The organism is Bacillus cereus group sp. TH152-1LC (assembly GCF_027710505.1).
Classification (GTDB): Bacteria; Bacillota; Bacilli; order Bacillales; family Bacillaceae_G; genus Bacillus_A; species Bacillus_A mobilis.
On record NZ_JAQFNK010000009.1, the window covers coordinates 171,952 to 184,700 of the forward strand.

Sequence of the window (12,749 nt, forward strand, 5' to 3'; positions counted from 1 at the left end):
CTTCTCTGTTACCTTATAGAGATTCTAGTATACTACTTATAGTCCTAATGAAATATATTTAATTTCTAAATATTCCTCGATACCGAAATGGCCTCCCTCGCGGCCAATACCACTCTCTTTAAAGCCACCGAACGGTGCTTGTGCAACTGATGGAAGACCATCATTCAATCCGATAATGCCGTACTCTAATGCTTCACTAATTTGGAATGCTTGACTAATATCTTTTGTAAAAATATATGCAGCTAAACCGTATGGTGTATTATTTGCACGTTCAATTACTTCTTCAACCGTTTTAAATTTTGCAACTGGTGCAACTGGACCGAATGTTTCTTCATTCATACAAAGCATCATATCGTTCGCCAATCCAATTACAGTTGGTTGCATAAAGTGTCCATCTAGCTCTGCAACCTTTTGGCCACCATATAAAACTGTTCCACCTTGTTTAATAGCATCTTCGATATGTTCCTGTACTTTCGAAACTGCATTCTCGTCAATAAGTGGTCCTACAGTCGTTCCGTCACCGAAACCGTCTCCTACTTTCAACTGCCCTACTGCCTTTTGGAACTTCTCTGCAAATACTTCATACACTTCTTCCTGAACAAATACTCGGTTTGTACATATACACGTTTGTCCTGCGTTACGGAATTTCGAACCGATTACCGCCTCTACCGCTTTATCTAAGTCCGCATCGTTCATAACAATAAACGGCGCATGACCACCTAACTCAAGTGAAACTTTTTTCATCGTTTGTGCAGCACTGGCCATTAATTCTTTCCCAATTTCTGTTGATCCTGTGAAGGAAACTTTTCGAACACGTCCATCTTCCATCCACGTATCAGCGATTGCTTTCGCACTGCCTGTTACAATATTTATTACGCCTTTTGGAATATCCGCTTCATGAGCTAATTCAGCTAATTTCAACGCAGTTAACGGCGTTTGACTTGCAGGTTTTACAACTGCCGTACATCCTGCTGCAAGTGCCGGAGCTACCTTTCTCGTAATCATAGCGGCCGGGAAATTCCAAGGTGTAATAGCTGCCATAACCCCAACTGGTTGCTTCATAACTAAAATACGTTTATTCGGATGAGAAGCAGGAATCATTTCACCGTATACGCGTTTTCCTTCTTCTGCATACCATTCAACAAAGCTATTTGCATAATTCACTTCACCAAGTGCTTCTGCAAATGGCTTTCCTTGTTCTCTCGTCATGATCGCTGCAATCTCTTCTTTATTTTCATCGATAAGTGTGAACCATTTTTTCAACTTCACTGCACGGTCTGCTGCCGTTAACTTAGACCATGATTTAAAAGCTTCATGAGCAGCATCAACAGCTTGCTTTGCCTCTGTTACCCCGCCCTTTGGTACTGTCGCAAATATTTCCTTCGTTGCTGGATTATTTACTTCGATTTGTTCTTGCAATGTAATCCACTCACCATTTATATACATCGCCTTTTTCTCTACATTTACGAACGTCGCTTTTTTATCCAATGTTTTCTTCCTCCTCTATAAGTTTCTTTATTTTCCTAGTGGCAGCAGATTGACTTATTTTTAAAAACTCCGCTACTTTATAACTCGATCCATATGTTTTATATGCTTTCAAAATAATATTCCGTTCTACTTCTTCTAACATTTTATAGAGACTTTGACCGGACTGTTCAACCGTTGATTCTTGCATCGCTATTGGCAAGTCTTCTATCGTAATGATATCATCAGCAGTTATAACAATTCGCTCAATCACATTTTCTATTTCTCTATTATTTCCTTCCCATGGGTAACCAACAAACATTTGCAATGTGCTAGGTGCTAATTTTACATTTCGGCCATACTTCTCGTTAAAGTGCTGTAAATAATGATAAATGAGCGGCAAAATGTCTTCCGTTCTTTCCCGGAGTGGCGGAATTAAAATTGGAATGACATTCAGACGATAATATAAATCTTTCCTGAATGTTCCTTGTTTCACCATCATACTTAAATCTCGATTTGTTGCTGCTACAATTCTAACATCCACTTTTTTTAATTCTCTTCCGCCAATAGGGCGAAACGTTTTTTCTTGCAACACTTGCAAAAGCTTCGCTTGAATTTCAAGCGGCATTTCGCCAATTTCATCTAAGAAAAGAGTTCCTTTATGCGCGGATTCTAATAGTCCCTTTTTCCCTTCACGATTCGCACCCGTAAAAGATCCACCTGAGTATCCAAAAAGCTCTGATTCAATTAAATTCGTTGGCAATGCCGCACAGTTAATTTCATAGAAACTTTCATTCTTCCGGTTACTCACTTCATGTAAATGACGTACTAATCGACTCTTCCCTACTCCTGTCTCACCTAAAACGAGAACTGTACTATCTACCACAGATACTTTCTTAATTGTCTCAACTATTTTTTGCATAGCGATACTTTTAAAAATAAGTCCTTCATGCTCATACGTTTCTCTTAATTCTTTTTTATATGTTTTTAACTGATTATCCATTTCCTCTACCTTTTGACGTAATTGGTAGAGTTCTGTAAGATCACGAGAGTAACTGATTACTCTTCTTAAATTTCCCTCATCGTCAAAAACAGGCCTCGTACGAACATGTAAATACTCTCCTGATTTTGTCGTTTGAACGAGTTCAATCGGTCTCTTTTTTTCAATTACTTCTAACGTTGCTGATGGATAAAAGATACCATCCTTCTGCAATTCTTTCACATGCTTACCTACTAACTCTTTAGCAGCTAGTTGATAGTGCCTTTCACATGTACTATTTACACGCACAACGATTCCCTTTTCGTCAGTTACAAAAATTTCGTCAAACGCATATTCAAATACATCTTGTAAATCCATTAACATTCGTTCCTTTTCTGCAACCATCCTAGCCACCCCTAACTTCCAACCCATCAATTCACTTCACTACCTTTATTATAAAGTGAATTTTCTGCATTTTATATAGAGTCAGCTAGAATGTTTGCGATTTATTATTTAGCTTTTAAACACGAGCAATATTTGCTTTTTCATAACAGACTTGCAATGATTCTTCAATGATTGTTAATCCTTCTTCAAGTTGCTCATCTGTAATAACTAATGGCATTAACACACGAACCACATTACCGTATGTCCCTGCTGATAGTAGAAGTAATCCGCGTTTGTTTGCTTCTGCGCACAAGTTAGCTGTTAACGTTTTATCAGGTGCTTTCGTCTTACGATCTTGAACGAGCTCGAATGCACACATTGCTCCTAAACCACGCACATCACCAATGCAATTATATTTATTTTTCATCTCTTCGAATCGGTTCATTACGACTTTTCCTAATTCTATCGCTCTATCATTTAAATTCTCTTTTTCTATTACATCAAGTACTGCCAATGCTGCCGCACATCCTAGTGGGCTTCCTGCGTACGTTCCACCAAGCTCTCCCGGTGCAGACTCATTCATAATTTCTTTACGTCCAATAACACCACTAATCGGTACACCAGCACCTAACGATTTAGATACCGTAATTAAATCTGGAACGACATCATAATGATCAATGGCAAAGTACTTTCCTGTACGGCTAAATCCTGTTTGAATCTCATCCGCTACAAATAAGATGCCGTGTTCTGAACAAATATTGCGTACTGCTTGCACAAACTTCTTACTTGGAACGATAAATCCACCTTCCCCTTGAACAGGTTCCATTACAACGGCTGCAATTGTTTCTGGTGCTACTTCTGATATGAAGAAATTCTTAAACTCTTCAATCATAAAGTCATCGTACTGCTCTTCCGTTAATCCTTCTGGGCGGCGATATTCGTACGGGAATGGTGCTTTATAGACTTCAGGCGCAAATGGGCCAAATCCAAATTTATATGGTTTTACTTTACTTGTCATCGTCATTGTCATTAATGTACGCCCGTGGAATCCTTTAGAAAACGCGATAATACCAGATCTTCTTGTATATTTACGCGCGATTTTCACGGCGTTCTCAACTGCTTCTGCACCACTATTTAAAAATAGTACTTGCTTATCAAAACTTCCCGGCGCTAATGCCGCAAGTTTTTCTGCTAATTCAATATATGGCTCATACATCATGACATTAAATCCAGTATGAATGTATTGATCTACTTGTTTATGGAGCGCCTCTTTAACAGCTGGATGACAATGCCCTACGTTAATTGTTCCGATTGCTCCCGCGAAATCAATGTACTGATTGCCATCAACATCTGTTACAAGAGCACCATTTGCAGATTGTACAAACGTTGGGATGCCGTTACTTACTCCTTTTGGTACTATATTTTGGCGGCGTTCTAATAAAGACGCTGCTTTCGGTCCAGGAATTTGTTCATTTACTTTAGCAAATTTTTTTGTGTTCATTACGTACCCCATCCTTTTCTTTACATTGTTTTCTCTTTACATTGCAAAATGTATGCCAACATTCTTTTCTAGCATTCATCCTACATGCCTTCTATTTCAGCATAAAAAATAAGTCTATAAAGACTCATTGAGAGTCCCAATAGACTTATTTTTCTTACACATTAGACTTTCCTTGTTCCCAAATAAACTCACCTGAATGAGAAATAAAATCCCCAACAGATTGTACTACTAAATCCGCAAGTGGTTCTAACGTTTGACGATCTCCTGTACCAGATAGTACTCCAATTGCATAGCACTCGCCGCCATTTTTCGCTAAATGTAAATCAGTTGGAGTATCTCCTACGACCGCTACTTCACACGCCTCTAAATGAAACCTTTCACAAAACGATTCTACAATTCTTTTATCTGGTTTTTGTGCCGGAAACGTATCTGAAGCTACAACATAATCAAAATAAGTCTCTAATTGATACTGTTTTAAAAATAATTCTGTCGGTGCGAAATCATCAGCTGTAACAACGCCTAAAATAAATCCTCTATCCTTTAAACTTTGTAAAATTCTTGGTAAATCTGCCGTCATTCTCATATAGGAACGGTGCTCGTACATAAGGGAAAATAATTTTTCACTTACCCACTCATGCATCTCTTCTTCCTTAGATGACGTAATATACTTACAAAGCCCTTTTGCAACATCAAGGCTTGTTCCTGCCGCTATTGCGCTACGAGGGTTCACAAATACCCCATCTACACCGATCTCTTTTAATAAAGTAGGCTGCATTGACTTTGGAAGTTGATATAAATTTATACATTCTGCCACCAGTTCTTCAGCTACTTTTATCCAAATTGAGTGAAAATCCATTAACGTCCCGTCTTTATCAAATAGTATTGCTTTTACCTTCTCCATAGCACCCTACCTCTCGTTTCTTATCTCCTCCAGTGTATCAATAAAGTATGGATATAACATAAACGAATTGTAAAAATACCATAAAAATCAAACTAACTTCCAATTTACAATTCCTCTATATAATAAAAAGGATGCCTTTACAGGGCATCCTCTTGATGTTCAGGAACAAATAGTTCAAGACAATGATATATATTTTCGAATTCCATCGGTGCATCTCCACCGTATTCACCGTCTAAATTAATCATTAGTTTATCTGGTGAATGCACTTTAATTCGGTTTGCTTGCGTGTATAACACTTTTGGATTGTTAATATGTTCACCACGCTGCGCTTGTGTTGCAGCTTTAATTAAGTCAGCAATAGAACCTTTTTTCAGTACTAATAAATCAAATAACCCATCGTTAATTGATGCATATGGTGCTACCTTTTCAAAACCGCCCACTGAACGAGTATTCGTAATTAAAAACATCGTAATTTCTTCTTGTAGCAACTTTCCATCATACTCGATTTCAACATATGTTGGATGTAATGATGGTAACATTTCGATTCCTTTTAAATAGTAAGCAAGTTGGCCTAATACTGTCTTTAGCTTACTTGGTACTTCATATGTTAATTCTGTAATACGGCCGCCACCAGCGATATTAATGAAATATGTATCATTTGCTCTACCAAGATCTAACGGAACTGTTTTCCCTTCACAAATAATATCCGCAGCCTCTTCAATAACACGAGGTACACCGATCGCACGCGCAAAATCATTTGTCGTTCCAACTGGAATAATTCCAAACTTTGGACGATGTTCATGTCCTACTAAACCGTTCACCACTTCATTTAATGTACCATCACCACCAGCTGCGATAACAACATCAAACTTACGATCCGCAGCTTGCCTCGCAGCCACAGTCGCATCTCCAGGACCAGTTGTCGCATGACAAGACGCTTCATATCCAGCTTGTTCTAATTTTTGTAATACTTCCGGTAAGCTCTTCTTAAATAGCTCGCGCCCAGAAGTAGGATTATAAATAATTCTTGCTCGCTTCATCATTTATTAGCACAGGAAATTTCTTTATGTATCAAAAAAGAACATACCGAACTTCTATTCAGTATTCCCATGCCTACCTCCTCTCATCTTCCTATCCTTCTTTTATCTCGCTCAAACAGGCAGTAAGAACCCGATTCGTGTAGTCCATCAAAAGTAAATATTCATTTCAATGGTTTTGTTTTATTTGACAAAAAATTTATGTCCATCTATTTCCTCACAACAATTTACATATAACGAATAATAATTATCTATTATTTCATGAGATGAAAAAAAACCTCTATGTCTAGATTTATCATTATTCCCACCTTTTTGCAACTATCATACCATAGTTGCTATACAAACATTTTTACACTTTTGACAGTTAATCAAACGTTTGTTTAAACGATCTTCTCTCATTTAAACAAACGTTTGATTAACCTAGAAAAACACCCATGTACGGGTGTTTTTCTGCTTAATCTTTAAAAGTTGTTACTATTATCGCTTATTAATCTCTTCAAGTAAGATTTTGTTAACAAGCGGTGGATTAGCTTGTCCTTTTGTAGCTTTCATAATTTGACCAACTAAGAAGCCAATTGCACGGTCTTTACCGTTTTTAAAGTCTTCGATAGATTGTTCATTGTTATCAAGAATTTCTGTTACAACTTTACGAAGTGTACCCTCGTCAGAAATTTGAACAAGACCTTTCGCTTTAACGATTTCTTCTGGGTCTCCACCTTTTTCAATTAATTCGTTAAATACTTTCTTCGCGATTTTAGAAGAAATTGTACCTTTTTCAATTAATTGAACCATTTTAGATAAACCAGCAGGCGTTAATGCAACGTCTTTTAATTCTTTTTGTTGTTTGTTTAAGTATGCAAGTACTTCACCCATTAACCAGTTTGATGTTAATTTCGCATCAGCACCGTCTGCAACAGTTGCTTCAAAGAAATCAGACATTTCTTTCGTTAATGTTAATACGTGTGCATCATAAGCCGGTAAGCCAATTTCTGCAACGTAGCGAGCTTTACGTGCATCTGGAAGTTCTGGAATCGAAGCACGAATTTCTTCTTTCCACTCATCATCGATGTAAAGTTCAACTAAATCTGGCTCTGGGAAGTAACGGTAATCGTCAGATCCCTCTTTCACACGCATTAAGATTGTTTTCTTCGTTGCTTCATCATAACGACGTGTTTCTTGTTGGATGATACCACCAGATAACAATTCTTTCTCTTGGCGCACTTGCTCGTGCTCAAGACCTTTTTGTACGTAAGTGAATGAGTTTAAGTTTTTCAGTTCCGCTTTTGTACCGAACTTCTCTTGTCCAACAGGACGAAGGGAAATGTTCGCATCACAACGCAAGGAACCTTCTTCCATCTTACAATCAGATACGCCAGTGTATTGAATGATTGATTTTAACTTCTCTAAGTATGCATATGCTTCTTCTGGCGTACGCATATCTGGCTCAGATACGATCTCGATTAAAGGCATACCTTGACGATTGTAGTCTACTAATGAACCATCAGCTGTATGCGTTGATTTACCAGCATCTTCTTCTAAATGAAGACGTGTAATACCGATACGTTTCTTTTTACCGTCTACTTCGATTTCAATCCAACCATTTTCACCGATTGGCTTATCGAATTGAGAAATTTGGTAAGCTTTCGGATTATCTGGGTAGAAATAGTTTTTACGGTCAAACTTCGTTTCCGTTGCGATTTCACAGTTTAATGCCATTGCAGCTTTCATTGCAAAGTTAACTGCTTCTTTATTTAAAGTAGGAAGTACCCCTGGGTATCCTAAGTCAATTACACTTGTTTGTGTATTTGGCTCCGCTCCGAATTCTGTTGGACTCGCAGAGAAAATTTTCGAATTTGTTTTTAACTCAACGTGAACCTCTAAACCAATAATTGTTTCTAAATTCATCTATGCTCGCCTCCTTACAGACTTGCTTTTTTTGTATGATAGTCTGTTGCTTGCTCAAACGCATGTGCAACGCGGTAAATTGTCGCTTCATCGAAGTGTTTACCAATGATTTGTAGACCAAGTGGCATGTTGTTAGCACCAAATCCACATGGAACAGAAATCGCTGGAACACCCGCTAAGTTTACTGGGATTGTTAAAATGTCGTTTGCATACATTGTCATTGGATCATCAACTTTTTCGCCCACTTTAAATGCCGGAGTTGGCGTTGTTGGTCCAATAATAACATCGTAGTTAGCAAATACATTTTCAAAGTCGTTTTTAATTAATGTACGTACTTGTTGTGCTTTCTTGTAGTATGCATCATAGTAACCAGAGCTAAGTGCAAATGTACCAAGCATAATACGACGTTTTACTTCATCACCGAAACCTTCGCTACGTGTGTTTTTGTAAAGGTCTAATAAATTATTTACATTATCAGAACGAACACCGTAACGTACGCCATCAAAGCGTGAAAGGTTAGCAGATGCTTCAGAAGAAGATAATAAGTAATACGTTGCTAGAGCGTATTTAGAGTGTGGAAGAGATACTTCCTCCCAAGTTGCGCCCATACCTTCTAATACTTTTAAAGCAGCTAGTACTGACTCACGAGCTTCTTCGCCAACACCTTCTCCTAAGTATTCTTTCGGTACAGCAATACGTAAACCTTTAACGTCGCCTGTTAAACCAGCTAAGTAGTTTCCTACTTCAACGTTTGCAGAAGTTGCATCCATACGGTCAATACCTGAAATAGCTTGTAATAAGTATGCATTATCTTCTACTGTACGTGTAATCGGTCCGATTTGGTCAAGTGAAGATGCGAATGCAACTAATCCGTAACGAGATACACGTCCGTAAGTTGGTTTTAAACCTACAACGCCGCAATATGCAGCTGGCTGACGGATAGAACCACCCGTATCAGAACCTAGAGAGAATAATACTTCTCCTGCTGCTACAGCTGCTGCAGAACCACCACTAGATCCGCCTGGAACGTAATCTAAGTTCCATGGATTTTTTGTAGCATAGAAACCTGAGTTTTCATTTGAAGAACCCATTGCGAACTCGTCCATATTTAATTTACCGATTGTAACTGTGTCAGCAGCTTTTAGCTTTTGTACAACTGTTGCATCATAAATTGGATCAAAGTTTGCTAACATTTTGCTCGCACAAGTAGTACGAAGACCGTTAGTTACAATGTTATCTTTTACACCAATTGGCATACCGAATAATAAACCATTATCTTCAGCACCAATTTTCGCGTCTAATTCTTTCGCTTTCGCGCGTGCGTTTTCTTCATCTAATGTAAGAAAAGCTTTTACGTTATCTTCAACATCCGCAATACGTTTGTAAGATTCTTCTACTAAATCTGTAACGGAAATTTCTTTGTTGTTTAACTTCTTATGTAACTCTGATACGGAATGATCAAATAATGACATCGAAATTCCCCTCCTCTATTCTAATACTGCTGGAACACGGATTTGATTATCTTTGTGATCCGGTGCATTTTTTAATACTTCTTCAACTGGTAAACCTTTTTCTGGTACATCTTCACGCATAACATTTTTCATCGTTAATACATGAGTTGTTGGTTTTACATCAGTTGTATCTAATTCATTTAACTGTTCTGCAAATGTAACAATTGCATCTAGTTGTTTTTGAAATTTTTCAGCTTCTTGATCAGTAATTGCAAGACGTGCTAAATGTGCTACGTGCTTTACATTCTCAACGGAAATTCTTGACACGGCTAGGCCACCTCCATAATATATCGTTCAATCTACAATACTATTGATGATACCAAATTTTCAGTACTTCAAGCAAGTCAACACACGGCACTTACGGCATTTTTACATAAAAAAAGAAAGGCAAACGCCTTTCTTTACAATTTACTCTTTATCTAACGGTTTATTTTTCGGAAATCTCTCGTTATCTTCTTCATTATCACGAATTGTTTTTTGTAATACAAAACAAGACATCGTTAAAAATAATGTTCCAATTAAATAATATCCTTTTACACTAAGCGTTTCATCTAACGTATAAATTCCAATTAGCATACCTGAAAGCGCGCAAACAAATGAAGTCCATGCTAAAAACGTGAACGCTTGCGTATTACGTCTTCTCATCGTTCTCCCCCTCGTTAGCTGTACATCCATTATAGATAAGTATATTTACCATAATGGATTTTCATCCCACTTTAATGGGCAATAAGACCCCCACCTCAAAATTCAGCGAAAGCAAAGAAGTTAGGTGGGGGATCAACTGCCCATAAAAGTCCGATTGGTTCAACTAATAATCAGTGGGGATGAAGAAAATCCCCACTGATTAAAGTTTCACTTTATGTAAATTCTAGTTTTATATTTATAAATCTATCATAAAATAATACTATTTTAAAGTTAGTTTTCTGTCTAATCTGAAAAAACAGTTAAAAATATTGACATTTATTTCAATTCTGCATAAAATAAAAACAAATATTACGAACCTCGAAATATACGGGAGTGGAATTAATTGTTGCAATACGAACATTTTTTAGACTTACTGCTAGATAACGCCAAGAAACTTTTCTATCCTGAGGAATGGGTAAGCTTAGATTTAACACTTTCTAAAACAGAAGTATTTTGTTTACTTTGGATGGAACGAAATACAGATATTACAATGACAAAAATCGCTGACCTTCTTGATATACCGATGAGTACAACGACAGGTGTTGTAAATCGCCTTGTAAAAAAGGGATATATTGAACGCTACCGTGATGAAAACGACCGACGCATTGTATTAATTCGTTTAACAGAACACGGCGTAATGCTCGTTCAAGAAGTAAAACAAAATGCAGCCCATTACTTTAGCCTAGTGACAGAAGCATTATCAGAAGAAGAAAAAGCATTTTTACTACAAATCTTCCAAAAGATTATGAACCACATTGCTACGTCACAGCAAAAAACAGAAGAAGAGGTTTCTACACCTAAAATGAAAAACATTCCGATTGAATAAAAATCCTACTAGGGTTTTTATTCGAAAAAATATTTCGTAACTCGTAATATCCGATACTCGAAATAAAGGGGATAGAATGATGAGAATTATTTTGTATACAGGTAAAGGCGGAGTAGGAAAAACTAGCATTTCAGCAGCAACAGCACTTCAAAGCGCAAAACAGGGATTAAAAACATTAGTAATGAGCACAGACCCAGCCCATAGTTTAGGAGATTCATTTGGTATAAAGTTATCTTCTGAGCCACTAGAAATTCGTAAAAATTTGTGGGCACAAGAAATTAATACAATTTATGAGATGGAAAAAGGCTGGGGAAAATTACAAAAATATATTACACTACTCTTCACTTCCAAAGCAGCTGATGATATTACAACAGAAGAGTTAACGATGTTTCCTGGTATGGAAGATTTAATTAGCTTACTCCGCGTACTCGATTATTATAAACAAAACACATATGATGTTATTATCATTGATTGTGCTCCAACAGGAGAAACATTAGCAATGCTCAGCTTTCCAGACATGCTTGGCTGGTGGATGGAAAAACTCTTTCCTATTAAAAGAAAAGTTTTAAAAGTTGTTCGCCCTGTAGCTCAACCACTTCTTGGTGTCCCCCTTCCAACCGATGATATTATGGACGAATTAACAAATACACTTGAACAGCTTGGAGAAATGAGAGATATTTTATCAAACCGAGACGTAACAAGTATCCGCATCGTTGTAAATCCCGAAAAAATGGTCATTAAAGAGGCTCAGCGTAGCTTTACGTATTTAAATTTATACGATTATAACGTAGATGCGATTATGATTAACCGCGTCATCCCTAACACTGTCACCGATCCTTATTTTCAAGCATGGAAAGATACGCAAAAGAAATATAAAACATTAATTCAAAATAGTTTTGATCCGCTTCCTATTTATGAAGCTCCAATGTTTGAACAAGAAGTTGTTGGCTTGCCTATGTTAGAACGCGTTGGAGATGCTTTATTTAAAACGGATTATAGTCCTACTGAAGTGAAATTTAACGGCCGTACTCAATATGTAAAAAAAGATGGTGATGAATATATTTTTGTACTATCCATTCCCTTCTCAAACAAAAGTGAACTTTCATTAAATCAAAAAGGTGATGAGCTTATCATTCGTGCTGGTTCTGTTAAGCGGAACATCACATTACCCAAAACGTTAACACACCTTTCTATTCAAGGAGCAAAATTCGAAGATGATGTACTAAACATTCGATTTGGAGGTGTAGTGCATGCGTGAGGAATTACTAAGGAAGATAATTCATACAAAAATAAAAGTCGGTATGAATATATTAGAAGAGTTACCTGCACCAATCCAGCAATCAGCTAAGCAAATGCTGAACATTTTACAAGAGGAGCTAGCTGCTTATCCGAAAGAACAAGAGCATCACGAAGACAATTTGAAAAGTATCGTAATCGAATAACAAAAAAGGACCAGGAAAACTCCTGGTCCATCACTCTACTTAACAAACATTGGATTCTACGTTATACAAAATTGGAAGGTACAGAATTAGGGTTTTGTTTGTTAAGTAGATTATA

The 12,749-nt window shown here is 37.2% G+C and carries 12 protein-coding genes; 3 read left to right on the forward strand and 9 right to left on the reverse strand.

Annotated features, from left to right (window positions below):
• Window positions 1-36 precede the first annotated feature (36 nt).
• From gabD to PDL00_RS20540, 9 genes are all read right to left on the reverse strand, one after another.
• On the reverse strand, window positions 37-1,488 hold the full coding sequence (gene gabD / locus PDL00_RS20500; protein ID WP_242253146.1) for an NADP-dependent succinate-semialdehyde dehydrogenase: 1,452 nt from the start codon (window positions 1,486-1,488) through the stop codon (window positions 37-39).
• Window positions 1,481-2,848 (reverse strand): sigma-54 interaction domain-containing protein, encoded by a 1,368-nt coding sequence (locus PDL00_RS20505; protein WP_242253144.1) that lies wholly within the window; start codon window positions 2,846-2,848, stop codon window positions 1,481-1,483. The genes gabD and PDL00_RS20505 overlap by 8 nt, the downstream gene beginning before the upstream one ends.
• Before the next feature lie 115 nt (window positions 2,849-2,963).
• Window positions 2,964-4,328: a 4-aminobutyrate--2-oxoglutarate transaminase gene (gene gabT, locus PDL00_RS20510; protein ID WP_270730930.1), complete on the reverse strand. Its 1,365-nt coding sequence runs from the start codon at window positions 4,326-4,328 to the stop codon at window positions 2,964-2,966.
• Between the two features lie 154 nt (window positions 4,329-4,482).
• Window positions 4,483-5,229 carry an HAD family hydrolase gene (locus PDL00_RS20515; protein ID WP_242253123.1) on the reverse strand — a complete coding sequence of 249 codons (747 nt, stop codon included), beginning with the start codon at window positions 5,227-5,229 and terminating at the stop codon, window positions 4,483-4,485.
• A 137-nt stretch (window positions 5,230-5,366) separates the two neighbouring features.
• Window positions 5,367-6,272, reverse strand: coding sequence for a diacylglycerol kinase (locus tag PDL00_RS20520; RefSeq protein ID WP_242253121.1), 906 nt, complete (start codon window positions 6,270-6,272; stop codon window positions 5,367-5,369).
• A gap of 471 nt (window positions 6,273-6,743) precedes the next feature.
• Window positions 6,744-8,171, reverse strand: a complete 1,428-nt coding sequence (gene gatB / locus PDL00_RS20525) for an Asp-tRNA(Asn)/Glu-tRNA(Gln) amidotransferase subunit GatB (protein ID WP_046958896.1) — start codon at window positions 8,169-8,171, stop codon at window positions 6,744-6,746.
• Window positions 8,172-8,185: 14 nt separating this feature from the next.
• Complete coding sequence (gatA, locus tag PDL00_RS20530; RefSeq protein WP_000051449.1) at window positions 8,186-9,643, reverse strand: Asp-tRNA(Asn)/Glu-tRNA(Gln) amidotransferase subunit GatA; 1,458 nt, start codon at window positions 9,641-9,643, stop codon at window positions 8,186-8,188.
• A 15-nt stretch (window positions 9,644-9,658) separates the two neighbouring features.
• Window positions 9,659-9,949 (reverse strand): Asp-tRNA(Asn)/Glu-tRNA(Gln) amidotransferase subunit GatC, encoded by a 291-nt coding sequence (gene gatC / locus PDL00_RS20535; protein ID WP_000086999.1) that lies wholly within the window; start codon window positions 9,947-9,949, stop codon window positions 9,659-9,661.
• Window positions 9,950-10,090: 141 nt separating this feature from the next.
• Entirely contained in the window at window positions 10,091-10,327 is a 237-nt protein-coding gene (locus PDL00_RS20540) for a YiaA/YiaB family inner membrane protein (RefSeq protein WP_001254393.1), read from the reverse strand.
• Window positions 10,328-10,709: 382 nt separating this feature from the next.
• Here PDL00_RS20540 and PDL00_RS20545 point away from each other — a divergent pair, with 382 nt between their 5' ends.
• From PDL00_RS20545 to PDL00_RS20555, 3 genes are all read left to right on the forward strand, one after another.
• On the forward strand, window positions 10,710-11,192 hold the full coding sequence (locus PDL00_RS20545) for a MarR family winged helix-turn-helix transcriptional regulator (RefSeq protein ID WP_242256761.1): 483 nt from the start codon (window positions 10,710-10,712) through the stop codon (window positions 11,190-11,192).
• Window positions 11,193-11,268: 76 nt separating this feature from the next.
• Window positions 11,269-12,450 carry an ArsA family ATPase gene (locus PDL00_RS20550; RefSeq protein WP_242256759.1) on the forward strand — a complete coding sequence of 394 codons (1,182 nt, stop codon included), beginning with the start codon at window positions 11,269-11,271 and terminating at the stop codon, window positions 12,448-12,450.
• Window positions 12,443-12,634 carry a DUF3926 domain-containing protein gene (locus PDL00_RS20555; RefSeq protein ID WP_242256757.1) on the forward strand — a complete coding sequence of 64 codons (192 nt, stop codon included), beginning with the start codon at window positions 12,443-12,445 and terminating at the stop codon, window positions 12,632-12,634. The genes PDL00_RS20550 and PDL00_RS20555 overlap by 8 nt, the downstream gene beginning before the upstream one ends.
• The last annotated feature ends 115 nt before the right edge of the window (window positions 12,635-12,749 follow it).